Genomic DNA, 23432 nt, shown 5'->3' with positions numbered 1-23432 from the left:
GTTCCATGAGAGAGGTTCAATGACAGCAGACGATTCGTTCGGCCGTCTCGACGACGACGACTACCCCGCCTACACCATGGGCCGGGCCGCCGCCATGCTCGGCACCACCCAGGGCTTCCTCCGTGCTATCGGCGAAGCCCGCCTGATCACCCCGCTCCGCTCCGAGGGCGGCCACCGCCGCTACTCCCGCTACCAGCTCCGCATCGCCGCCCGCGCCCGGGAACTCGTCGACCAGGGCACCCCCATCGAGGCCGCCTGCCGCATCATCATCCTCGAAGACCAGCTCGAGGAAGCCCAGCGCATCAACGCCGAGTACCGCCGCGCCGCCGAATCATCCGCGCCGCCGTCCTCGGCCTGACCCGAGTGTGCCCGTCGGGATCGACGGGCCTCGGTCGTCGAAGGAGTGCTATTCGGGTGCGGACGCCTCCGCCAGGTCCGCCCCGGCGTCAGCGCTGCGTGTGACCTGGTGGGTACCGTGCCAGTCCAGGCACATGACCGTCGCGTCGTCCTGGAGACGGCCGCCATGCGCGCGCAGAATCTCGGCGACCAGAGCACGGGAGGCCTCGCGGGGGTGGAGATCGCCCGTGCGCACAACCAGGGAGGGCAGATCGACCTCCACAGCGCGGCGCTCGAGCATGCCGTCGGTGAGCATCACGAGGCGGTCACCCGGCTGCAGGTCCAGCCGCTGCACCCGATAGGCGGTACGTGGCTGGATACCGAAGGGGAGATCGACCTCGGGAACCATCTGCTCGACCCTTTCCCGCCTGAGGCGCAGGGGCCAGGGATGCCCGGCGTTGACGAACTGGGTGGTCCCGTCGAGCAGGCTGATGCGCAGCAGCTGCCCGGTGACGAAGCCCCGCCTGCCGTGGTCGATGACGGCCCGGTTGGCCTCCAAGGCCTGTACTTCGAGCTCGGCGCCGGCACGCCTGGCCCTGCGAAGGGCGCCCACTGCGAGGGTGGCGAGTAGCGCGGCTTCCACGTCGTGGCCCATGGCATCGGTGACGGAGAGTTGCATGGTGTCGCGGTCGACGACGTAGTCGAAGGTGTCACCGCCGACGTGCGTGGCCGGTTCCAGCGCTCCGGCGACCGTGAACTGGGCTGCCTCACACGCCAGTGAGGTGGGCAGGAGTCGGTGCTGGATCTCGGCGGCCAGGTTCAGGGGCCGTGTACGGCGACCCCATTGGTAGACGTCGGTGAAGGACCGATTGGCGATCACGATGTAGGCCAGGGCGTGAGCGGTCGCGCCGATCTGCCTCATCGCGAAGTCGTCGGGGTGATCCGGCAGGAAGAGTTCGAGCAGGCCGATGGCGTCGCCGCGGTTGGTGACGGGCGCCACGACCCTGACTCCACCAGCTGCTCTCCGCCGGCGCGTCCCTGATGGGCGCCTGGATCTCGCTCCTCGGTTGGGGGCATGACCGCTCCTCTCCTCCTCCGACACCGTGGGACCGGCCCCTCCACGAGAACTGCTCCCTGACGCTCTTTCCGAGCGCCCGAGGCCTTACGGTCGGCCCCCACTGCCTCGTCGAAGCCATCCATCTGGGGTCGCAGCCTGTGACCACGGCCGGCACAGATCCGAGAAACCCGCGGGGCCGACCGTCCTCAACCCTGCCCGAGGACCCGCACGCCAGGTGGCTGCTGCTGCCCGCGCAGGCCGCGCTGCCTGACTGGTTCACTCGAACAGCAGGCATCGGCCCTACCCGGGGACGCTGCCCGGCCACCGGCATAGCACGCGCGCCCGGAATCCTCTGAGGACCCGGTTGCGAGGCAAGCACCGGGGCATGGGGATGGACGAGTCAGCCGGCGGTGTGGCTGTGGCCGCCGCCTTCGAGCGGAGAGTGAGGAGACGGGGTTGTGAGCGGTGTGTGGATGTACGCGCAGGACAGCGGCTACACGTCCCGGCAGTCACTGGTGGGGTTCACGGTTGAGGCGGCTGACGGAACCATCGGGCACGTGGACCGCCAGCAGGACCAGCCCGGCATGCAACACCTGGTCGTCGACACCGGCGTGTGGGTGTTCGGCAAGAGCATTCTGATCCCGGCCGGCGCCGTCGCCGGCATCGACACCGAAACACGGACGGTAAAGGTTTCAGGGACCCGGGAAGAGATCAAAGCCGCTCCCCAGTTCACCACCGACAGCGAAACGGCTGACCACCGCTACCGGTCCGCCGTCGGCAACTACTACCTCTCCCTCCGCCGCCCCCTCGCACCCTGACCCGAAGCCAGCCGGCAACTCGCCCGCCCCAGGGCGACAGCAGCCCCGGGCAGAACATTGCCGTGCTCAGTAGACGGTGAAGGAGATGGCGATGTGGTGCGCGGTGAAGGCTGCCACGGTCAGGGCGTGGAAGACCTCGTGGAAGCCGAACCAGCGGGGTGAGGGGTCGGGGCGCTGAAGGGCGTAGACAACCGCGCCCGCACTGTAGAGAAGCCCGCCGGTCACGATCAAGGCGAGTACGAGCGCCCCACCCCTGTCCAGGAAGTCGGGCAGGTAACGCACCGGTGCCCAGCCCAGGGCCAGGTAGCAGGGGGTGTACAGCCAGCGGGGAGCTCCGACCCACAGGACACGGAAGGCGATGCCGGCCAGAGCGCCCGTCCACACGATCCACAGCAGGACGGACCGCTGGTCAGGGGGGAGGAGGAGTACGGCGAGCGGGGTGCAGGTGCCGGCGATGATCAGGAAGATGTTGGCGTGGTCGAGGCGACGCAGAACGGCCTCACCGAGTGGTCCCCACGTGCCGAGGTGGTAGACGGCGCTCGTCCCGAACAGCATCCAGGCGGTGACGGAGTACACGGTGCAGGCCAAGACTGCCTGCGGTGTCCCTGCCAGGCAGATGAGGACGATGCCCGCGCCCAGCAATGCGGGGACCATGCCGGCGTGAAGCCAGCCCCGTAGCTTCGGCTTGATCGGTTCGACCAGCTCGGCCGCCCGCTCGACCAGGTCGGCAACCGGGTGGAAGTCCTCGGCGGCCTTGTCACGGTGCGATCCGGAGGGAGGACCACTTGCCTCGCATCCTCCGACCGTCGGTGCGGAAGACACACCGCCGGTTTCGATGTCGTCGCGGGACACTGCTTCCCTTCCTGCCTCGGACTGCTGAGCGTCACTGGCAACCATGTGCTCATGCTAGGAGCCCCCGCAGCAGCAGGGTCCGAGGCCTGCCTCGGACCACCGGGCCGGCACCGCCGAAGGTGGCCTGTTCAGCCGCCCCGTGGTTCCGGTCCTGGGAGCCTGCCACCAACTGGGGCCGTGGAAGCCGTGTAAGTCGGCGGGCCATGGGAACGATCAGGGTCCTCCGAACGGGCCTCTCCGCTCTCCTACGTTCAAGGACCGCCGATGCTTCCCGAGTTCCGCTCCCACGCAGCCGCCCCCCTTTCCCACCAGCTGGAACAGCGACTGGGACTGGACCCGCGCCTCGAAGCGGGCCGAATCGACGTGGAGCGCGTCGCCGACATCGCCGTCGTCGCATCCGCCCACTCCGACGGGTACGCGGCCACCGCGCACCTCCTCGGACTGCTGGCGGCGCTCCCCGCTCCCACCGAGGCCGGAGAACGCTTCTGGTCGGACCTGTGGAGGTCCTCGGGCTCCCTCTACCTGCTGCCCGCCAACATCAAGACATTCGTGCTGAGTTCGCTGGCCGGAGAAGGCACCGGTCTGGCCGGGCAGATCCTCTCGGCTGTCGACGAGATGACCCCGCCCCAGCGCGTCGCAGCCGGAGAGGTCATCGGCCAGGCACTCGCCGAGTCCGACCACCTCCCCGACCTCAAGACGCAGGTCATCGGCGAGCTGTGGCTCCGGGACCTCGAACTCACCGCCTGGCGCGTCCTGCACGCGGACCACAAATCAGCGGATCCGGCTGAACGGAAAGCCTTCCTCGACGCATGGAGGCGTGCCTGAGCGCCAGGTTTCCTCTCGACACAGCACGGCCGTACACGGGCCATCGACGAGCGCCGCCGCTGCTGTTCGGGCCCAACGGCACCCAGCGAGCCGGTGAGGGGAGGAAGGCGTGACGCCTCCCTCCCCTCACCCACCGATCGTCAGGCGCCCCTCGCCGATCTCTTTACCGCTGCCTTGTCGCGGGCAGCGCGCACCCTGGCGTCGATGCCCCCGGCGACCTCCTGCTGACGCTCGTCGTCCGAGTGCTGGTAGATCATCGCGGCCTTCTCCGAGGACTGGCCGGCGCGGACCATCGTGTCCTTGAGGGTCGCGCCGGACTGGGTGGAGAGGGTGTGCCCGGTGTGGCGCAGGTCGTAGAAGCGGAAGTCCTTCGGCAGGCCGACCTTCGCGCGAGCCTTGGCCCACTTCCGGCCGAAGGTCGTGCGCCGGAACGGCGCACCCTTCTCCCCTATGAACAGCAGCCCGTCGGGCTCCTTCTCCGCGAACCAGTCCAGGTGCCGCTTGACCTCCATGTAGAGGTACCTGGCGCTGGACCGGCACAGGCAGATCGCCCGCGCCCTGGCCCGCCGGGTCCGCCCCGAGCACGAGACGCGCCTGCGTGACGGCCTCGCGGTCTGGCAGGGCCCGCTGCCCGCGACCCTGGACAAGGAGCCCGACCTCCTCGCCGACCTCGCCGCCACACACCAGGCCGACACCATCGTGATCGACAGCCTCAAGGACGCGGTGAGCACCCTCGTCGACGACGCACTCGCCAGTGCCTACAACAACGCCCGTCAGCGGGCGATACGCAACGACGCCGAGGTCATCGAGCTGTACCACCAGCGCAAGGCCACCGAGGGCGCCCCACGTGCCCAGAAGCCCTCGCTGGACCGGGTCTACGGCTCCACCTGGTACACCTCCGGCACGGGCAGCGTCCTGTTCGTCGCGGGAGAACCCGGCGACCTCGCCGTCACCCTGCACCACCTCAAGCACCCGACCGGCGAAATCGGCCCGCTCCAGGTCATCCACGACCACGATCGCGGCACCTCGAAGGTCGACCCCACGCTCGACCCCGCCCAGCTGCTGCGCACCCGCCCCGACGGACTGACCGTCCGCGAACTCGCGGTCATCCAGAGCGGCCAGACCAACCCCGACCGTGCCGCCACCGAGAAGGCCAGGCGCACCCTGGACCGCCTCGTCACGACCGGACTCGCGGCCAAGGCCGAAGGCGCGGCAGGAGGCGCCGGAGGTGGCCAGCAAGCCCGCTACCGGGCCTCCGTCCGCCACATCGGCGCCGTCTCCTAACCCCGCCGCCGGAGCGGCCGGACCGTACACGGGGGCGTACACGCGCCCTCAGGGCACGACCCCGCCCACGCTGCCCCGCAGGCGTACACGTCCAGAGCAAAACCGCATGTCAGACGTTCACGCGACCGTACACGCCGTACACGCGCCCAAGCGTTCACGCGCGAGCCCCCCTTTAGAAGGGGGCTCGCGTGTACGCCCCCTCCGTGAACGTCGTGAACGACCCCGTCCCAACCACCCATGGAGCACCCCCGCTTGACCACCCTCACCCTCCCCACCACGATGCACCAGGCGACCGGCTGGGACCGCACCGCGATACTCGCCCTCGGCACGGCCGGATGCGCCCTCTCCTACGACGCCCTCCAGCAGATGGCCGTCGCGATCCACGTGCGCGGGCTGCTGACGTACCTCTTCCCGCTCGTCATCGACGGCTTCATCGCCTACGGCGTCCGCGCGCTGCTCGTCCTCCACGAAGCGCCCTTCCGCGCCCGCCTCTACGTATCATCCCGCCGAGTCGGCCGCCCGGCTTCCGCTGAACTGGACCAGCTGATCGCCATCGGCAGACAGATCGACGGGAAGCAAACGCGCGAAAGCGTCGCCGCAGCCATCCGCGCCGACGGCCACACGGTCAGCGACAAGCGCCTCACCCAGGTCATGGCTGCCCTCAAGGCAGAGAGAGCCACTGCTCGACCCCGCGAATTACGAGATCACTGACTGAGCGGTAATCACCGCAGGTCAGTGCACGACCAGGTAGCCCTACTCGCCTCTTGCCCCAACCGCGACCAGAGCCGGACCGCCTTAAGCCCGAGTTCCGCCTGGTCCCGCACAACTGGCCGTACTCACCCCACAGCCGCGGACAGGCAGCACCGGAAATCCGCGCGCCTACACACCGGCACCGCCCGGCCGCGCCTTGAACACCCGCCAGCACCGCCCCGATCCGCACCGAACACCACGCAGAGGAGCACCACATGCACAACCAGAACGTCCACACCCCCACTGACCAGCAGAGGACCCGTTCCTCAGCCAACAGCGCAGCAAGTTGGAGGTTCGGACACTCCCCCGTCGGGGGTGCGTCCGAACCGGAGCCCGCCCCGGGGGTGGCGGGCTCCGTCCCGCGCCAGGGGGCACGGGACGGGGAGGCTGCGGCCGAGGGCGGACCGCAGCCTTCCAAGCGCCGGGGCAAGCCCCGTACCCGCGCCAAGAAGCGGCGCCCTGCACTGAGCGTCCGCCTCAGTGCCGCCGAGCGCGCGCTCGTCTCCGCCGCCGCCGGTGCCGTCGGCATGAGCAAGGCCGGCTTCCTCGCGCACAGCGCACTCGCCGCTGCCCGCGACCTGAACCGCACCGCTGCCGTCATCGCCAGCGAGCAGGAGGTCCTCACCACCCTGTTCGCCCTGCGCCGCCAGCTTGGCATCGCGAACAACAACCTCAATCAGGCGGCCAAGGCCCTGCACCTGGGCGTCGCCCCGGAAGGGCTCGACGACACCATCGCCGCCGTCCTCTGCGCCGTCGAGGACATCCGCCAGGTGACCATCCGCATGATCAACTCCGAAGGAGACCAGGCCGCTTGATCCCCTCCATCCACAAACAGGGCGGCGACACCGCCGGCCTGATCGCCTACCTCTTCGGCGCCGGCCGGAGCGAAGAGCACGTCGACCCGCACCTGGTCGCCTCCTTCGACGGCCTCGCCCCTGACCCCGGCCGCGACCTCGGCGCCACCGAGGAGGATCTCCAGCAGCTCCTCGACGAACCCCTCCACCTCCTCCCCGCGGACACCCGCCCGGACAAGCACGTCTGGCACGCCTCCGTCCGCGCCGCCCCCGGCGACCGCACCCTCACCGACAACGAGTGGGCCGACATCGCCCAGCGCGTCATCGCCGCCACCGGCATCGACCCCGGTGACGGTGCGGGCTGCCGTTGGGCGGCCATCCGCCACGCCGACGACCACATCCACCTCATCGCCACCCTCGTACGCGAAGACGGCCGCAAGCCCGACCACCACCGCTCCGGCAAACGCGCCCAGACCGAATGCCGCCGCATCGAGGCCGACTACGACCTCCACCGCGTGGCCCCCGGCGATGGCACCGCCGCCAAGCGCCCCACCAGCGCCGAACAGCACAAGGCCAAGCGCCGGGGCCGGGACCGTACCGCCCGCGAGGAACTGCGCGAGACCGTCCTCCACTCCGCCGCGGGTACCGGCTCGGAAGCGGAGTTCTTCGACCGCCTCGCCTCCGCCGGCCTCCTCATCAAGCGCCGGACCGCCCCCTCCGGTGACACCCTCGGCTACACCGTCGCCCTGCCCGAGGACCGCAACAAGGACGGGGCGCCCGTCCACTACTCGGGGTCCAAGCTCGCGCCCGACCTCTCCCTGCCCCGCCTCCGCGAACGATGGACCGGTGCACCGACCCGGCCGACGCCCGCCCAGGCAAGCCGCCCCGCATCCGCTCGTCGCCGCGCCACCGGAGCCATCTGGCAGGCCGTGCTCCTCATCGATCACGGTGACGACGGGACCGTGGCCGCCCAGCTCGCCGCCGCCGGCGAAGTGCTCGACGCCCTCGCCAAGACCTCCGCGGCCCACACCCGCACCCAGCTGCGGCAAGCAGCCACGGCCTTCGAGCGGGCGGCCCGCTCCCACGTGCGTGCCGAGCGCGGCCAGGACCAGGCCCTACGGCAGGCTGCCCGCGATCTCGTGCACAGCGGTCCGGCCCTGGGGCGGGGTGACGACGGTGCAACAGGCGCGATGCTCATCGACATGGCGTTCTTCCTCGCGGTAGCGGCGTCTGCCTGGCACGCCAAGAAGACCCACGCCCAGCAGGCCGTCGCCGCCCTCCAGGCAGCCGACCATCTCCGGGCTGCCTACGAACCCGCCGCGGCCCAGCCCATGGCCCTCCTCCGGCAGCGGGGCCGACACATGTCCCGGCCCCTGCAGCACCAGCAAGCGGCGGCCCTGCGCCACGCCGTCCCAGACCTGGCGGACCAGATCCTGGCCGAGCCCGGCTGGCCGGCCCTGGCAGCCACCCTCGCCGAAGCCCAGGCCTCCGGCCACCGCCCCGTCGACCTGCTCGCCGAAGCATCCAGCGCAGGGAGTTGGGCAGCGCCACCTCCATCAGCGACGTCCTCGTCTGGCGGCTCCGGCACCTTGCGCAGCTACCCGCCGACCCCGGCAGCGCGCCTTCCGGCACGGTGCGCACCGGCAGCGCCGCCGAGGACAGCTCTCTGGAAGGCAACTCGCTGGCCTTCCTCGCCTACCTGGAATGGACCGTGGGCGGCGACTCCGGGATCCGCTTCGCCACGGCCGCGTACGAGGCGCTCGGTTCGGGCACGGCACCCGTCGTACGGGCACTACTGGCCGACCGACTGGCCTGGCAGCACGCGACCTCCGGGAACGCCCGGGACGCGGACTGCGCCCTGGGCCTCGCCGAGGAGGCGATCCACGAGCCCGGCGACGAGCCGGGCCCCGACTGGGCGTACTGGGTGGACCGCGACGAGATCGCGATCATGACGGGCAGGTGCTGGTCGGAGCTGCACCGGCCCCTGCGGGCGATCCCGGCTCTGGAGGACGCCCTGGGCCGGTACGACGACTCCCGGTCCCGCGACAAGGCGCTCTACCTGTCGTGGCTGGCGGCGGCCTACCTGGACGCCGGCGAGATCGAGCACGCGACCGCGATCACGACCCGGGTGTTCGACCTCTCCGAGGGACTCGCGTCGATCCGGCCGATGGTGCGGGCCCGCCTGATGGTCAAGCGACTGGAGCCCCACCGGTCCCTCGCCCCGGTCGGTGCGCTACTGGAACGGGCCAAGGGTTAGCGGGTGGCCCGCGTGATCCAGTCCAGGTACTCGGCTCGGCCGACGTCGATGTTGAAGGCGATGACCTCGGGCGAGTCATAGGGGTGGTTGTCCACCAGATGCTTCTCCAGCGCTTCGCGCCGATCACCGGCCGTACGGAAGGTCACCTGGAACTCGGTGCCCTCGGAGACCTCTCCGAGGTGCTGGTACGTCGTCTCGATGGGTCCGGTCACCTGCCCGGAAGCAGCCAGATTCGCCTCCACTGCCGAGCGCGACAGCTTCCGCGCGGCGTCCTGATTGTCCACGGTCGTGATCACGATCAAGAAGTCAGCCATGTGGGCAACGTACCTGGCCTGGTGTCGCGTTGGCCTGCACAAGTCATTGATTCCGGCGAGATCGACGAGAACCGATCACGCCGGGCGCCCCGCACGACCCCGGCGCCCTTACGCGCTCCTGGCCGAACGGGTGACGCGAGCCTTTGCCGCCCTTGCCGGAACCCTAATTTCGGAGCATGAACCTGAAGAACGGGAAGAACGATCACCGCATGACCAGTGCTGGCATCGACCTCGACGCACTCCCTCCGAACACCCTCGTCACGCAGAACGGCAAGATCACACCGATCGGCGAGTTGGTCATCGAGAAGATGGCTAAGGATCTGGCCGCAGTCTGTCAGCAATCCCGAGACCCGCAGGCCGCACTGAGGGTGCTCCAAGAGATCATCCCCGAGCAGATGAGGAAGGTCGTCATCCAGCCCGCCCACAACGGACCCAGTGCGCTCCGCACAGCCCTGACCGGCCTGGCCGGGTCCCAGTGCCTTGAGCGCCGTCCGGGCCGCGATCCTCTGACTGGCCACAGGGACGACGGTCAGCCCGAGACCGACGCGACGTTCTTCGATCGGCTGGTGTGCACCCAGCAGCATGGCCACAGCGGCGACCACGAAGACGCCCTTGAGCGGACCTGGCAGCAGGCGGAGCTTTCGGTGTGACCTTGCGGTTCTCCAGCACCTTGTTTCGCGCTAGCCGCCTGGGCCCGATGCTCGTCGCGAACCCATCACGATGATCCGGGCGACCGACGCTTCGCAACGCCGTCAGACAGGCCCGTGAACAGAGCACACGGCACCGTGGTCTCCGAGATCGCGTGGACGGTTTGGAGGTCGGCGTAGGGGTTGATGGAGAAGCTCAGGTTCGGCTCGCGACTCAACCTCGTCATGGTCATCGCCGCGAGCGCGACGAACTCGTCCGTCTGCTCCCACATAGGGCCGAACACATCGCCCCAACACCTGAGATCCGGCATATCGGAACCGCTGACATCGACGACCAGGACAGTCGGCATCAGCTTCGACTGCCTTACCTTCCGCTTCTCCCTCAGCACGTTGCGCGCCACTTCCTGTGCCGTCGCAATCATGTGAGGGCTGTTGTACGGCGCTGTCATCGTGCTGCGGCTCTCGTTTGGCGTGACCCGGATGGTCACCCACGCAGCAGGTATCCCGTCCGCAGGTCTGGCCGGCGCGGCCTCCACTCGCATTGATGTGACCCCCGGCCCTCCGTCGGACGGCAGGAATGCCTCGATGATCTCCCTGCGCACATTCTCCCGGATCGCTACGGGAGGAATGGGGTCAGTGGATGTAGTCACTACCGCCGGCATGCCTCTCGCCTGAAGCCCCGCACGCAACTCGCGGGTCAAGCTGTCAAGGCTCTTCGGTCGGCGCGAGCTGACCTCGATACCGAAACGCGTCGCCCCGGCGTCAAGGAGGAGATCGGGCCCCTCGCCTCCGTTGAACCTGAACGGCACACCGCTCGCCGCAAGGTGCGATGCAACCGTGAGTTCGGCCCGGTGCGTAAGGAAGAGCTCCATGCCTTCAGCGCTCTGGTCCCAGAACCCTCGGAAATCCTGGCGCTTCGCTGCGAGCCCGTCAGGCTGGACCCGCTCCAGAATGGCGAGGGTCTCTTCTATCGCCGTCAGGATGGGGCTTCGCCACCACGCATGGACGGCCCCCCGGTAGCGGCTCGGGCGCTCCGCCTCGAAGTACCAACGCAGTGGGTGGGTCGGAACTCCGTCCATCCACTGGCTGAGAACTGGCAGGCCATTTCCGCTCCGGTCAACCATCCATGGATCCTACGAGCCAGCCGGTCCCTCGTGCCATCAGGTTCTGGCGCTAGGTGTATCGCCTCGTTAGGTTGGGGACGCGGCTTGCGGGTGGTTTGCCTGCGAGTGCGGTGTGTCCGCGGTGGTGATTGTAGGAGTGGAGCCAGCCGGGGAACGCTTCGCGGCGTTCGATGTCTGACCGGTAGGGGCGGGCGTAGGCCCTTGACGGCCTCGGTCTCCTGTCCCAGACCCGGGTGCAAAGCAGGCGTCTCAGCTCTCGGCGGGGGCGGCGGGCTGGTCTGCTTGCCGGGAATCGGATCGCCATCAACGGGGTTGGTGGGGGATGAGCCGTTATTGGAGGGCCATGCGAGCGATTCAGGTGTACGAAGTGGGCGGTCCCGAGGTGCTGCAGGAGGCCAAGGTGGACCAGCCGCGGCCGGGTCCGGGCGAGGCGATCGTGGAGGTCGCCGCATCCGGGGTCAACTTCCTCGACGTCTACCACCGCGAAGGCCGGTACAGCCTCCCGCTGCCCTTCACCCCGGGCACTGAGGGCGCCGGCACGGTCGTCGAAGTTGGACCCGGCGTCGCTGACGTCGCAGTCGGGGACCGGGTCGGTTGGGTGGAGATTCCCGGCACTTATGCCGAGCGGGCCGTCGTGGACTCCTCCCGGCTGGTGCCGCTGCCCGACGATATCGGCTTCGAGACCGCCGCCGCCGTGCTCCTCCAAGGCATGACCGCGCACTATCTCGTCAAGGACGCCTACCCGGTTCAGGGGGGCGACACGGTGCTCGTGCATGCGGCTGCTGGTGGCATGGGGCTGCTTTTGACCCAGCTCATCACCCATCTCGGCGGCAGGGTGATCGGCACGACGTCGACCACGGCGAAGGCCGAGCTGGCGAAGCGTGCCGGGGCCGCTGAGGTGATCCTTTCCTCCGCAGTCGACGATCTCGCAGCCGAGGTGAGGCGGCTCAACGGCGGTCAGGGACTGCCGGTTGTCTTCGACGGCGTCGGCGCGCACACCTTCGATGCGAGCCTCGCCAGCCTGCGAACCCGCGGCCATCTCGTGCTCTTCGGCGCGGCAAGTGGTGCCGTGCCGCCGTTTGATCCGATTCGGCTCGCCCACGGCGGTTCGCTGACCCTGATCCGGCCCAGCCTCGGGCACTTCATCGCCGATCGGTCCGAACTGCTCCGACGGGCCGCCGATGTGTTCGAGTGGGTGCGCTCCAAGGCGCTTGAGGTCACCGTAACGGGCCGCTACGCATTGTCCGAGGCCGCCCAGGCCCACAGCGATCTGGAGGCTCGGCGTACCACCGGCAAGCTGCTCGTCGTACCCGATGCGGCCGCTATTGGACGCCGCGAGGAGACGCAGAGCTGATCGCGGGTGACGAGGTCGGGGATCTTGGAGACTGAGATGTCGAGGGCATGGTCGACCGTCATCGCCAAGATCCCCGACACCGTCAGGCACTCAGCAGGCCGAGATCAAGTTCTGGCGGGTTTCTGGCGTATCTGGGTCACACCCCTTCAAGATCCCTAAGCCGAGACCTGGCTCACCCGTCCACAACCTCCCGGGACAGAACAGCTAGGTGCAGGTCGACCGTAAGACGGCAAAACACCACGCTGCATCCCCACGAGAGCAGATCTCAGGCCCAGCCGCAGACGTCCGGCATCGCACCAGCAGCACTAGTTGGAACAGCGATTGCCCCTGCAAGGTCACCTCAAAATCGCCGCTGTCGGACCCCAGAACTGCCGGTCCGATCGAAGCGGTCAAGCACCCGCCTCGGCAAGCGCGGTTCACGTGCCCCAGCCGTGCCCTTAGGGGCGGTAAACAGCGGTCATCACGGGTGCGGGCAAGGCCCTCCAGAGACCTCGGCAGAGGGGCATACTCCCAGGTCAGAGGCTATACCAGCACGCCGAGCACCATTGATTCCCAAGCTTATAGCGCGGGTTCGATTCCCGTCATCCGCTCTTACATGAAGGCCCAGGTCAGCGACCTGGGCCTTCATTGTTGTCTAGACCTCTCAACCTTTGCCGTGCCCTCCGTGTGCCCCAACTCAGCGGAACGCCCTGGCCGGAGGACCTTACGCGCACCACTTGCACCACTTGGGCGCAGAGGCGTCCCGGATCCCGAGCCGCATTCCACCCGACCTGCACCACAAGCTGCCGATCCTGCGCGAATTCGGCTCCGCAAAGCGGGGACCACAACCGCCCACCCGGTCCCGCCGGTTCGGGCCAAGCGAGCCACTCTCTGCACCCAGGGGCATCACCACCGGCGCCAGCCGAACGACAGACCCGCACACCTATAGATGATCACAAGTAGTGACCGAAGGATGACCTGTTGTCAGTGCTTCCCACTGCGACGGCCGCCCCTTCACCAAGGAGGAGCAGGCCACCGCCTTGCACGCCACCCGCGCCGAATGGAGTACAAGCGGACGCTGGAGGAAGTCCCGGAAGCCTTCCAGCGGTTCCTCGCCCCGTTCATGGAGCAGCTCACCGGGAAGACCCTCGGCAATGCCGTCGAGTTCATGACCGAGGACGAGAGGGCCGAACTCGAGCGGCTGCTTGGCCTCATAATCGAGCCCCCTCGTTCCTTCGCCCCGTACACCTTCTGACCGACGCCACCGGGGCCAACGCATTTCAGCGTTGGCCCCGGTGGCATGTCCGCATGGCCGTACGGCTAGAGCTGCGCCCTCCTGGCGTCGCGGCGCCGGGCCACGTAGCGGAGCAGGGCCCAGATCGCCGCGACGTTGACCAGGGCGCTGACCAGGATCACGGCGTAGAAGCCGAGTCCGGCCCACGTCGAGGGGTCGTCGGCCACGGAGGTGTCCGGCGCCACCCAGTCCTCGGGGAGGGGGGCCGACTCCGAGGGGTAGTCCGTGGGCAGCTTTACGGGCGGCTCGGAGCCCTCGTACTGGGGGTCAAAGGGCGTGTCCGAGTCCAGGGCATCCGGCGCGGGTACGAGGAACGTCAGCAGCAAGAGGCTGACCGGCGCCGTGGCCAGGATCGGGAAGACCCCGAACATCCCGCTGTCCCCGTTCCACTGGCCGACCGCGACGTAGACCAGCATCGCGACCACCAGTGCCAGGTACGCACCGGGCACCCACATCTCAGCCTTCGACCAGCGCCGCACCATGACGTTCCCCGTTCCGTACCGCTTCGTTCGACCTGCGCTCAGTCTCGAAGCTGCCGGGTCCCGCCACCTGAGTACGCCTACTCATCCTGATCGGCCCTGCGTACCTGGTCAGAGCCGTGCACGGCAAGCACACCGGGGACACCGCGCACCGTATCTCCCCATGTCTGGCACACGGCGCCGGAGGATTCCGCGACTAGACCACGGCCCCATCCCCGAGCCCGTCAGCGCCGATGGCGCCCCGCAGGACGTGGGCGATCTCCTCGGGCTTGAGGTCGATGCCGTCGAGCCCCTCCACGGTCAGCGGGATTTCCTCCAGCGCGTATTCGCCGCGACCCTCGGCGCTGAACTCGGGGCCGGTGCGGTCTTCGAAGGACCAGATCGCGATGCGGGCGAGGTAGAAGAACTGACGCTCCTTGTCTGATTCCATGGTGTGGAGGAGGCGGATGATGTCGGCTTTCCCCGCGATCTCCTCGTGGATCTCACGGTGGAGGGCGGCCTCCCTGGACTCGTCGCTCTCCTCGACCCCGCCGCCGGGCAGCACCCAGTACTCGGGGACGTCCGGCTTGGTGCGGCGGATGACCAGCATCGTGTCGTCCGCGGTGACGAGGACGGCTCGGACTCGTTCGATCATTCGGCGTTGTCTCCTTGCTTGTTGACGGTCTCAGTGCAGCAGCCAGCCGCCGTCGACGTGTACGGATTGCCCAGTGATGAACGACGCAGAGGGGCCCACGAGGAACGCGACCAAGGCCGCGACGTCTTCGGGGCGTCCGCGTCGCGGGACGCACTGGCGGTTGATCTGGTCTTCCGGGCGGGCGCGGTGATGGGCGGGGATGACGCTCTCGGCTTCGACCTGGATGGCGCCGGGCAGGACCGTGTTCACGCAGATGCCGTACGGGCCCAGCTCGCGGGCCAAGGAACGGGTCAGGCCCAGGAGGCCCGCCTTCGCCGTGCTGTAGGCAACGAGGTTCGTCCGGCCGGCGCGGGCGTTGACGCTGCCGATGTTCACGATCCGGCCCCAGCGGCGTTCGATCATGCCGGGGGTCAGGGCGTGGCAGGTGCGGTAGTGGGCGGTGAGGTTCACGTCGATGGAGTAGTTCCAGGCGGCTTCGTCGGTGTCCTGCCAGGTGACGCGGGGGTAGGAGCCGGCGTTGTTCACGAGGATGTCGACGGGCCCGATCTCGGCCCGGACGAGGTCGGCCATGGTCCGCACGGCGGTGGGGTCGGTCAGGTCGGCGTTCACCGCGATGCCGGGGCTTCCGTCGTGCTCGAAGGCGGCGAGGAGGGCGTGGGCGTCGGGGTCCTGGCCGAGGTGGTTAACGGCGACGGTGGCGCCGGCGGCCGCGAGGGCCCGTCCGATCTCGGCGCCGATGCCGGTGGCGCCGCCGGTGACGAGGGCGGTCCGGCCCCGTAGGGGCCAGGCCTGGAGGGGTGCCTCAAGCAGGGGCAGAGACATTGCGGCTCCGTTCGCGGGGGTCGGAATGAGGGGGGCGTCAGCGTCCGGTCGGCGAAAGGTGCCCGCCGGCGATCCGGGCAGCCACACCTCCTCCGAGGCAGTACCACGAAGGGCGTGCCCCAACCGTGCCCTTAGGAGCGGTCAACAGCGGTCAGAATCGGATCCCGGAGCGCCATCCAGAGGGGGCCGACAGGGCTTGTTTGTGCAGGTCAGCCACGGTGTGAACGCCTTCGCGCAGTAGATTCCCAAGCTTATAGCGCGGGTTCGATTCCCGTCATCCGCTCCATGACAAAGCCCCAGGTCAACGACCTGGGGCTTGTTTATTGCCCGGACCTCTGAAGGGTCCGCGTGCCGTTCGCGTGCCACAACCACCCTCACGGTGCGCCGGATTGCGCCTCGACCCCGCCCGGCTGGGCACCGACGACCAGGCCGTGCTCGCGGACGCCGCCTGGTGGACCGGACGGGTCGAGGAGTCGATCGTCGCCCGGGACCAGTTGCGGGACCAACCCGAATGCGAGGAGCAGTGCCACCTCGTCTCGGTCGAGACCGAGGAGGCCCAGGAACGCGGCGCGTTCGCCGAAGCCGCCCAGAAGGCCTCCGAGATGGCCGAGATCGCGCGCCGCTGCGGCAGCAGCGACCTACTGGCCGTGAGCACGGTCGCGCAGAGCGGCGTCCTGCTCGCCGAGGGCCGGGTGGCCGAGGGGCCCGCCCGGCTGGACGACGCCATGTGTGCCGCGACGGCGGGCGAGCTGAGCGCCTTCTTCACCGGCTGGATCTACCGCCTGGGCCTCCAGGCGTGCATAGCCTGCGCTGACCTGCTGAGGGCCGCCGAATAGACCGACGCCGCGATGGCCTGGTGCACCTCCATGCCCGAGGCGAACAACTTCTCGGGGCTGTGCCGGGTCCACCGCGCGGAGGTCGCCGAGCCGTCCGGGGACTCGGCCCGCGCCGCCGATGAGGCCGCCGTGACCTGCGCGCGGAGCTGCTGCCGTACGAGACCCGCATGGCAGCGGACGCGGTCTACGTGACCGCGGGGATCCAGCGCCGGCGCGGCGACCTGGCGGCTGCCGAGGCCTCGTGCACCCGGGCCCACACACTGGGCCGAGACCCGCAGCCCGGGCTGTCCGGCGCCGGATCAGGAGGCTCCCGGACCAGCCGGCTAGCTGGGGCCGCCCACGGGGACGGGCTCCGGAAGGCCGGCCGACCGGCGGTTCAGGGCCGCGGTGGCCGGGCCGGCCAGCAGGGTGGCCAGGCAGAACAGCACGGCGAGTGCCGCCCAACCGAGCAGCCCGGTGGCGATCACCACCGAGGTGATCAGCGCGGGCCCCACGATCTCCTGCCCGGTGGTGCCGAGGCTGAAGACGGCAAGGTAGATCCCGCGCCGCGGCTCCGGCGCGTACTCGTAGGAAAGCTCCCAGCCTCCGGCCGACTGCCACAGCTCACCGAGCGTCATCAGCACACCGGCCGCGGCGACCAGGGCGAACGCGGCGGGCAGCGCGCGATCCGCGGCGAGGCCGAGGCACAGGCAACACGCGGCGAGCGCCAACCCGCCCAGCCGCAGTGCCCGGAGCGCTCCGCCGGGCCGCTCCACCCCCTTGGCGAACGGCACTTGGAGGAGCACGACGAGCACCGTGTTGGCCAGCACCACGAGCGGAACGTACTCGCCGGGTACGGCGGTCGCCTGCACCACCCAGAGCGGGATACCGATCGACAGGATCGTCATGTGCAGCGTGAGCACGCCATTGACCGCCGTGAGCGCGAGGTACCGCCAGTCCCGGAACCCCCGGATGCCGGCCAACGGGCCCTCCGCCCGCTGCCGGGCAGCCGAGCGCGGCACGTCGATCCGGCCGAGCAGCGCCGCGGAGAACACGAACGCCGCGGCGTTGCCAAGGACGATCATCCGGTAGCACCAGACACCGCCCCCGGCCAGCAGCGGCACCGCGAGCAGCGAGCCCAGCGAGAAGCCGACGTTGCGGACGGTACGGATCACCGCCACCGTCCTGGTCCGGTCCGTGTCGCCCGTGACGGCGGCCACCACCGCCTGGCTCACCGGGGAGGTCGCGGCCTCGGCCATCGCCAGGCAGGAGGCGACCACGGTGAAGGCGACCGGCCCGTCGACGAAGGCCAGCACGACGAACCAGGCGGCCCGCCACAGCTGCAGGCCGATGAGCGTGCGGTGCACGCCGATCCGATCCCCCAGCGCCCCGATCGGCACCGTGGTGAGGAATCCGACGGCCGCCGCGACGGCCAGCCCGACCCCCACCTGCTCGCTGCTCAACCCGACCGACCGGACGAAGAAGACGGCGGACCCGGCCAGGAAGAGCCCCGTGCCCGTCGCGCTGATCAGCGAGGTCAGGGCGAAGGTGCGCCCGGCCGCGGTGGCCGGGACGTAGTCGCGCAGCGAGAGGCCCATCACCGGGCCCCGCCGGCGCCGGTACGGATGGCCACCCGCCCGGCCGCGTGCGCGGCGTTCGCCGCGGCCTCGGCGCCGTCGCGGCCGGTGGCGACGACGAAGCCGGCGCGCTCCCAGGAGCTGGTGGCGGCCCGGGTGGTGGTGCCCGGGACGGCCGAGACGTGCAGCGTGTGCACCCCGGGGGCGGTCCGGGCCTCCTCCTCCCCGTCGACCGAGGTCACGGTGCCGGCCGGGGCGGAGAGGAAGCGGATCGCGGCACCGGCCGTGGCCAGCCGGGGAGCGGGTGCCCCGCGGCCCTCCAGCACGGCCAACAGCCCGCCGAGGATGCTTCCGCCGTACGCCAGGTCGATCAGGGTGTCGATGCTGTCGCCGGGCAGCCGTCCGGCGCACTCGACCAGGTGCGGCCGGCCCTGGTGGAGGATCCACTCCGCGTGCAGCACACCCGAGCGGAAACCCGTGGCCCGTACCAGCGCGGCCATCGCGGATTCGAGCGCCGCGACGGTACCGGCGGGCAGCCCGGCAGGGACGACGTGGCCGGTCTCGACGGGGTGGCGGGAGTCCTGCACGCTCTTCGCGGTGACGTTCACGAACCCGGGCCGCCCGTCCACGACCAGCAGCTCCACGCTCACCTCGGGACCGTGCAGCCGCTCCTCGACCAGGTAGCGGGCGGCGCCCGAGTAGCCGACCCGCAACTTCGGCTCGTCCGCGGCCGTCGTCCCGGCCCACGCTTCGTGGATGTCGTCCGCCGGCCCCAGCAGCTGGACCCCGAGGCTGGCCTGACGGTTGGCCGGCTTCAGCACGCACGAGCCGCCGTGCCGGGCGCGGAAGCGCTGCACGTCGTCCGGCCCCTCGGCCGGCGCCCAGTCCGGCTGGTCGACGCCGCCTGGGCCCGCGGTACCGCGCAGCAGCGCCTTGTCGCGCATGACTCGGGCCGCTGCCGTTCCGGCGCCCGGGACGTCCCAGGCCTCGGCGAGGGCGGCGGCGCCGACGACGCCGTACTCGACCGCCGGGATCACGGCCCGCAGCGCGGGCGGGCGGGGGACGGCCGCGACGAGCCGCTCGGGCCGCTCCTCGTCCTGCGTAGGCGCCGGCCGCAGCTCCGCCACGCAGCCGTAGCGGGCGGCCAGCTCACCGGCGTTGCGTGCGGCGATCACCGCCGGTTCCTCCAGCACCAGCACGGACCGGGCCGGGAGCAGCCGGTCGAGATCGGCCAGCAGTCCGGCGCTGAAGCCGACCAGGACATGGGTCACGGCGGGCGTGGCTTCCGGCACCGCTTGCGGCATGGCGTCCGGCGTCGGTTCCGGTGTTGCTCCTGGCATGGCTTCCTCACGGGTCGGGGGGGGTGCTCGGGACCGGCGGGCGACCCGCCGGAGCGGGCTGCGGCGCGGCGGGCAGTCGCGGCGCGGCCTCCTCCGGCGGCGCCGCGGTGGCCCGGCCGACGCGCAGGAGTTCCCGGCAGAGGGCGTTCGTGGGGCCCATCAGCGCCACCGCGCGGGCATCGCGCAGCAACCGGTTGATCGGACTGCTGCGCCGGTAGCCCGAGCCGCCGAGCAGCCGCTGGACCTCCTGGCAGACGTCCTCGGCGATGCTGGTCGCGGCCAGTTTGCTGTGCAGGGTGGTGGCTCCGGCCGCCCCGCTGTCCCGGCGGCCGGCTCGCTCCACGACCGCGCGGACCGTCTCGACCTGCGTGGCGAGGCCGACCAGGCAGTGGGTGGTGTCGCCGTGTTCCAGCAGTCCGCGGGCCGTGGCGTGGGCCGTCGCCAGCTCCTGGGCGGCCGCGGCGATGCCGGCCGAGACCGCGCCGAGCGTGGCGCCGGACTCGCGGACTCCGGCGATGATCCGCGCGGCGCCGCCGACCGGGCCGAGCACGGCCGTCCCGGGAACGGCGCAGTCGCGCAGCTCCAGGAATCCGGTCGCCGAGCCGCGCATCCCCTCCAGGTCGAGGGCGGGGCCGGGGCGCAGCCCGGGGTTCGCGGCCTCGACCAGGAAGAACGTCTGACCGTCACCGCCGTAGAAGCCCCCGGACCCGTCGGCGCCACCGGACGGACCGGCGCTCCGGGCGAGCACGAGGTAGAGGTCGGCGACGCCCGCACCGGTGACGAAGGCCTTCGTGCCGTCCAGCACCCAGCCGTCGCCGCGGCGGTCCGCGGTGGTGGCGACGTTGCGCTTGTCCGCGCCCGCGCCCTCCTCGCTCCACGCCGAGGCGACCAGCCACTCGCCGCTCGCCAGCCGCGGCAGGACGGCCGCCTGCTGCTCCGGGCTGCCCCACTCGACGATCCTGGCGGTCACGGCGTAGTGCTGGAACAGCACGATCGCGACCGACGGGTCCACCGCGGCCACCCTCTCCACCAGCCGGTTGGTGACCAGTGCGTCACCGCCCCGGCCGCCGTGCGCGACCGGCACGCCCGCCGCCAGAATCCCGGAGGCGCGCAGCTCCGCCAGGGCCTCGGCCACCGGCGCACCGGTGGCGTCGGCCTCGGCCGAGGTGCAGCGCAGGACCTCGCGGAGCCGGTCGAGCCCGTCGTCGGCACCGGTCACAGGGAGGCTGGCAGCCATGCGGGAGACTCCTCTCGTTCACGTCCTCCGCCCAGGCGGAGGGTCAGATCGCCGAGCTGGTAGGCGCGTTTGCGGCCCACACTGACCCAGTGCAGGTTGGCCTTGCCGGCGTCGTCCGCGGTCACCAGGCTGGTCACGCTGGTCGTGCCGCCGGGGGTGTCGACCTCGACCCGGCCCTGGTCGCAGCCGGCCGCCCGGGCGAGGCGGTACGGCACGGACCCCTCGACCGACGCCGCGGCGCCGAGGCAGGTCGTCCCGGTCAGCGCGAGCGTCGGGTGCCAGCTGGGGACGGAGATGGCCCGGACGGCCAGCCGGCCGGGGTGGTAGGCGCCGACCAGTGCGATCTTGGGGAAAGTGCCGTCGACCGGCCACCCCAGCAGTTCGGCAGCGCTGTTGCGGATCGCGGCCATCCGGGCGAACACCTCGTCACCCGCGCCGAACAGCTGCTCCTGGCTGGTGAGCCCGAGGCTGCGCGCGTCGACGAAGACATAGGGGTTGCCCATCGAGACCAGCGAGGACTCGTACGAACGCGGGCCCACCGCCAGGGTGTCGGTGGCGTTCCCGGTGAGCAGGAGCCGGGCCAGCGGGGTCTGCGGGGACTGCACGAAGTGCACGGTGAAGCTGCCGCTCCCCGCCTCGTCCGGCTCGCAGACCACGTGGTCGCCGTTGTTGAGTACCCGCACCCGGACCCGCCCGCCCGGGACGAGCGAGACGGTCCGACCGGCCTCGGCCACCACCGCGGCGAGGATCGAGTGGCCGCAGCTGCCGCGGAACTCGAACCGGTCGTCGCCGCCCGGCAGGCACTGGACGAAGCGGTAGTCCAAGTCGAACATCGGGTGCCGGGACGGTGCGACCAGCGCGAGCTTCAGCACGTGTGCGGCGTCGACGCCGCGCAACTGCCGCCGGATGACGGCTAGTTCGGAGCGAAGCTCGTGCTCGTCCCCGGACAGCCGGGTCCGGTCGAGCACCAGGGTGGGGCAGGGCGCGCCCTCGGCCAGGGCGAACCGGGCGATCATCTCGGCCCCCCAGTACAGGGAGCCGCGGCCTTGCTGTCGCAGAACTGGTCCAGCCAGAGCTCGTGGACGAGCAGCGACCATATGGCCAGCGCCGCGCGGGCCGAGGGGTGCTCGGCCTGACGGTGCAGCAGGTCGTCCACCCGCACCGGGTCGAGCAGGCCGTGGCGGGCGAGCCGGTCCTTGGCGAGCAGGTCCCGGGCGAAGGCCATCAGCGGCTGCCCCGGGGCGAGCATCGCGGTGATCGGCAGCGTAAACGGCTGCTTCGGCCGGTCGAGCACCGACGCCGGCAGCCGGCCCGCCGCCGCGGCGTACAGGACGCGCTTGCCCCGGTCGCCGGCCACCTTGTAGGACCCGGGCAGCGCCCGGGCGAGGTCGACCACGGACGGCTGGCAGAACGGCAGCCGGACCTCGACGGAGGCGGACATGCTCAGGTGGTCCACGCGGCGCAGGTGGTAGGCGGGCATCCGGGACCCCACCTCGAAGGCGGTGATCGCCGCGAGCCGGTCGCCGCCGGCCCCGGAGGCGGCGTCGGCCTCGCGCAGCAGGGCGGCGATGTGATCGGCGTCGGAGCCGCTGCGGCGGATCAGGTCGCGGTAGTCGTCGGAGTAGAGCTCCTCACGCATCGCGCGCGGGACCGCCGCCAGCTCCTCGACGTAGCCGGTGACCCAGTCCCCGCCGGGGGGCACCCGCAGCGCGGCCCTGATCCGGTCGTAGCCGCCGAACAGCTCGTCCGCGGCGTCCCCGGTCAGCGCGACCCGGTAGCCCGCCGCCCGGACCGCGTCAAAGAGCGCGTACGTGCTCAGCGTGATCGGGTCGGCATTGGGCTGGCCGAGGTGCCAGACGACCTCGGGCAGCAGCTCGGGGAAAGTCCGCGGGTCGATCTCCACCTGGTGGTAGGTCGCGCCGCAGCCCTCGACCACCTCGCGGGCGAACGCCCGCTCGTCGGCCGGCCAGGTGCCCCGGTAGGCGATGTTGAAGGCGTGCAGGTCGGCGACCCGCTCGGCCGCGAGCACCGTCACCAGGCTGGAGTCGAGCCCGCCGCTGGTGATCGCGGCCACCGGCACGTCGGCGACGGTGAGCCTCGCCACCTCGCGCCGGAGCAGCTCGCGGGTCCGCTCGGCGGCCTCCGCCTCGGTCAGCCCGGGGTCCGTGACCGGCGCGCTCTCCCGGCGGAACACGCGCAGCCCGCGCGAGCGGGACACCACGGCGGTGGCGGCCGGCGGCAGTACCCGGACGCCCTGGAACATGGTCTGCTCGCCGAACGGCGTCTTGGTGGCCAGGTAGGCGTCCAGCCCGTACTCCCAGGGCACCGCGCCGACCGTGCCGAAAGCGAGCAGCGCCGGGATCTCGGAGGCGAAACAGAGCTGGGCGCGCGCCGCGTCCCAGTGGTAGTAGAGCGGCTTCATGCCGACGCCGTCGGTGGCGAGGACCAGGGTCGGCTCCGCGCGGGTGTCCATCACCGCGATCGCGTACATGCCGTCGAGGTGCTCGGTGAAGTCAAGGCCGTACTCCAGGTACAGCGCCGGGATCACCGCTCCGTCGCAGCGGTCCCGGAAGGCGTGCCCGCGGGCGGCCAGGTCGCGCCGGAGCTCGTCGTGGTTGTAGATCTCGCCGTTGAAGACGACGGTGATCGAGTCGCCCAGGCGGTACGGCTGGTCACCGCCGCCCGGGTCGGTGATCGCGAGCCGGTTGCTGCCGAGCGCCCAGCCCGGTCCGTACGCGTGGGACTGCGCGTCGGGTCCGCCGTGGCGCTGGACCGCCGCGACGGTGCGGAGGTCGTGCGGCGTCATGCCCGCGTTGAAGTGACCGTGGATGCGGCACATCGGC

At 70.8% G+C, this 23432-nt stretch carries 20 protein-coding genes and 6 pseudogenes; 12 read left to right on the top strand and 14 right to left on the bottom strand.

Features of this window, described 5'->3' with window-relative positions; all coding sequences use genetic code 11:
* Positions 1-19: 19 nt before the first annotated feature.
* Positions 20-358: a MerR family transcriptional regulator gene (locus ACFY04_RS06345; protein ID WP_030755667.1), complete on the top strand. Its 339-nt coding sequence runs from the start codon at positions 20-22 to the stop codon at positions 356-358.
* 48 nt (positions 359-406) lie between these two features.
* On the opposite strand, the pseudogene ACFY04_RS06340 reads toward ACFY04_RS06345, so the two are convergent.
* A pseudogene (locus ACFY04_RS06340) lies at positions 407-1471 on the bottom strand (PP2C family protein-serine/threonine phosphatase); the annotation flags it as partial.
* A 395-nt stretch (positions 1472-1866) separates the two neighbouring features.
* On the opposite strand from ACFY04_RS06340, the gene ACFY04_RS06335 reads away from it, so the two are divergent.
* Positions 1867-2211: a PRC-barrel domain containing protein gene (locus ACFY04_RS06335; protein ID WP_389114471.1), complete on the top strand. Its 345-nt coding sequence runs from the start codon at positions 1867-1869 to the stop codon at positions 2209-2211.
* 66 nt (positions 2212-2277) lie between these two features.
* Here ACFY04_RS06335 and ACFY04_RS06330 read toward each other — a convergent pair whose 3' ends face one another.
* Positions 2278-3063, bottom strand: coding sequence for a hemolysin III family protein (locus ACFY04_RS06330; RefSeq protein WP_389114835.1), 786 nt, complete (start codon positions 3061-3063; stop codon positions 2278-2280).
* Positions 3064-3327: 264 nt separating this feature from the next.
* Here ACFY04_RS06330 and ACFY04_RS06325 point away from each other — a divergent pair, with 264 nt between their 5' ends.
* Entirely contained in the window at positions 3328-3888 is a 561-nt protein-coding gene (locus tag ACFY04_RS06325) for a hypothetical protein (RefSeq protein WP_389114469.1), read from the top strand.
* Between the two features lie 140 nt (positions 3889-4028).
* Here ACFY04_RS06325 and ACFY04_RS06320 read toward each other — a convergent pair.
* Positions 4029-4484 (bottom strand): annotated as a pseudogene (locus tag ACFY04_RS06320) (tyrosine-type recombinase/integrase); the annotation flags it as partial.
* On the opposite strand from ACFY04_RS06320, the pseudogene ACFY04_RS06315 reads away from it, so the two are divergent.
* The 5 genes and pseudogenes from ACFY04_RS06315 to ACFY04_RS06295 form a co-directional block, all read left to right on the top strand.
* Positions 4408-5172 (top strand): annotated as a pseudogene (locus ACFY04_RS06315) (helicase DnaB); the annotation flags it as partial. The pseudogenes ACFY04_RS06320 and ACFY04_RS06315 sit on opposite strands and share 77 nt — an antisense overlap.
* Positions 5173-5451: 279 nt before the next feature.
* Positions 5452-5670 (top strand): annotated as a pseudogene (locus ACFY04_RS06310) (DUF2637 domain-containing protein); the annotation flags it as partial.
* 467 nt (positions 5671-6137) lie between these two features.
* The gene (locus ACFY04_RS06305) at positions 6138-6737 is read left to right on the top strand and encodes a plasmid mobilization protein (RefSeq protein WP_389114468.1); all 600 of its coding nucleotides are present in this window, start codon (positions 6138-6140) and stop codon (positions 6735-6737) included.
* Positions 6734-8364 (top strand): annotated as a pseudogene (locus tag ACFY04_RS06300) (relaxase/mobilization nuclease domain-containing protein); the annotation flags it as partial. The gene ACFY04_RS06305 and the pseudogene ACFY04_RS06300, both read left to right, overlap by 4 nt.
* 276 nt (positions 8365-8640) lie before the next feature.
* Positions 8641-8973 carry a hypothetical protein gene (locus tag ACFY04_RS06295; protein WP_389114847.1) on the top strand — a complete coding sequence of 111 codons (333 nt, stop codon included), beginning with the start codon at positions 8641-8643 and terminating at the stop codon, positions 8971-8973.
* Here ACFY04_RS06295 and cutA read toward each other — a convergent pair.
* Entirely contained in the window at positions 8970-9287 is a 318-nt protein-coding gene (cutA, locus tag ACFY04_RS06290; protein WP_389114467.1) for a divalent-cation tolerance protein CutA, read from the bottom strand. The genes ACFY04_RS06295 and cutA overlap by 4 nt on opposite strands.
* Before the next feature lie 176 nt (positions 9288-9463).
* Between cutA and ACFY04_RS06285 the strand changes: the two genes are divergently transcribed.
* Entirely contained in the window at positions 9464-9937 is a 474-nt protein-coding gene (locus ACFY04_RS06285) for a hypothetical protein (protein ID WP_389114466.1), read from the top strand.
* A 65-nt stretch (positions 9938-10002) separates the two neighbouring features.
* On the opposite strand, the gene ACFY04_RS06280 is transcribed toward ACFY04_RS06285, so the two are convergent.
* Together ACFY04_RS06280 and ACFY04_RS06275 are read right to left on the bottom strand one after the other, a co-directional pair.
* Complete coding sequence (locus tag ACFY04_RS06280) at positions 10003-11058, bottom strand: hypothetical protein (RefSeq protein ID WP_389114465.1); 1056 nt, start codon at positions 11056-11058, stop codon at positions 10003-10005.
* A gap of 49 nt (positions 11059-11107) precedes the next feature.
* Positions 11108-11257 (bottom strand): annotated as a pseudogene (locus tag ACFY04_RS06275) (IS481 family transposase); the annotation flags it as partial.
* 144 nt (positions 11258-11401) lie between these two features.
* Here ACFY04_RS06275 and ACFY04_RS06270 point away from each other — a divergent pair.
* Entirely contained in the window at positions 11402-12412 is a 1011-nt protein-coding gene (locus tag ACFY04_RS06270) for a quinone oxidoreductase family protein (protein ID WP_389114463.1), read from the top strand.
* A 1039-nt stretch (positions 12413-13451) separates the two neighbouring features.
* On the top strand, positions 13452-13646 hold the full coding sequence (locus ACFY04_RS06265) for a hypothetical protein (protein ID WP_389114461.1): 195 nt from the start codon (positions 13452-13454) through the stop codon (positions 13644-13646).
* A gap of 65 nt (positions 13647-13711) precedes the next feature.
* On the opposite strand, the gene ACFY04_RS06260 is transcribed toward ACFY04_RS06265, so the two are convergent.
* From ACFY04_RS06260 to ACFY04_RS06250, 3 genes are all read right to left on the bottom strand, one after another.
* Positions 13712-14167 (bottom strand): SCO4225 family membrane protein, encoded by a 456-nt coding sequence (locus ACFY04_RS06260; RefSeq protein ID WP_389114459.1) that lies wholly within the window; start codon positions 14165-14167, stop codon positions 13712-13714.
* 193 nt (positions 14168-14360) lie between these two features.
* Positions 14361-14798 (bottom strand): NUDIX domain-containing protein, encoded by a 438-nt coding sequence (locus ACFY04_RS06255; protein WP_389114457.1) that lies wholly within the window; start codon positions 14796-14798, stop codon positions 14361-14363.
* 30 nt (positions 14799-14828) lie between these two features.
* A complete protein-coding gene (locus tag ACFY04_RS06250; RefSeq protein WP_389114456.1) occupies positions 14829-15620 on the bottom strand; it encodes an SDR family NAD(P)-dependent oxidoreductase in 792 nt (263 codons plus the stop codon).
* A gap of 389 nt (positions 15621-16009) precedes the next feature.
* Here ACFY04_RS06250 and ACFY04_RS06245 point away from each other — a divergent pair, with 389 nt between their 5' ends.
* On the top strand, positions 16010-16456 hold the full coding sequence (locus ACFY04_RS06245; RefSeq protein WP_389114454.1) for a hypothetical protein: 447 nt from the start codon (positions 16010-16012) through the stop codon (positions 16454-16456).
* 323 nt (positions 16457-16779) lie between these two features.
* On the opposite strand, the gene ACFY04_RS06240 is transcribed toward ACFY04_RS06245, so the two are convergent.
* Genes ACFY04_RS06240 through asnB form a run of 5 tightly spaced genes read right to left on the bottom strand, consistent with a single transcriptional unit; the run spans position 16780 to position 23428 of the window.
* Positions 16780-18033 carry an MFS transporter gene (locus ACFY04_RS06240; protein WP_389114452.1) on the bottom strand — a complete coding sequence of 418 codons (1254 nt, stop codon included), beginning with the start codon at positions 18031-18033 and terminating at the stop codon, positions 16780-16782.
* The gene (locus tag ACFY04_RS06235; protein ID WP_389114450.1) at positions 18033-19352 is read right to left on the bottom strand and encodes an ATP-grasp domain-containing protein; all 1320 of its coding nucleotides are present in this window, start codon (positions 19350-19352) and stop codon (positions 18033-18035) included. The genes ACFY04_RS06240 and ACFY04_RS06235 overlap by 1 nt, the downstream gene beginning before the upstream one ends.
* Before the next feature lie 7 nt (positions 19353-19359).
* Entirely contained in the window at positions 19360-20589 is a 1230-nt protein-coding gene (locus ACFY04_RS06230; protein ID WP_389114448.1) for an acyl-CoA dehydrogenase family protein, read from the bottom strand.
* On the bottom strand, positions 20568-21605 hold the full coding sequence (locus ACFY04_RS06225) for a PrpF domain-containing protein (protein WP_389114446.1): 1038 nt from the start codon (positions 21603-21605) through the stop codon (positions 20568-20570). Before ACFY04_RS06225 ends, ACFY04_RS06230 begins: the two co-directional genes overlap by 22 nt.
* Positions 21602-23428, bottom strand: a complete 1827-nt coding sequence (gene asnB, locus ACFY04_RS06220) for an asparagine synthase (glutamine-hydrolyzing) (protein WP_389114444.1) — start codon at positions 23426-23428, stop codon at positions 21602-21604. Before asnB ends, ACFY04_RS06225 begins: the two co-directional genes overlap by 4 nt.
* Between the last annotated feature and the right edge of the window lie 4 nt (positions 23429-23432).

The sequence above is a fragment of the Streptomyces sp. NPDC001549 genome, from assembly GCF_042894025.1.
Classification (GTDB): Bacteria; Actinomycetota; Actinomycetes; order Streptomycetales; family Streptomycetaceae; genus Streptomyces; species Streptomyces kutzneri.
The sequence above is the reverse complement of the archived record's forward strand: the minus strand, read 5'-3'. Positions and strand labels throughout refer to the sequence as shown.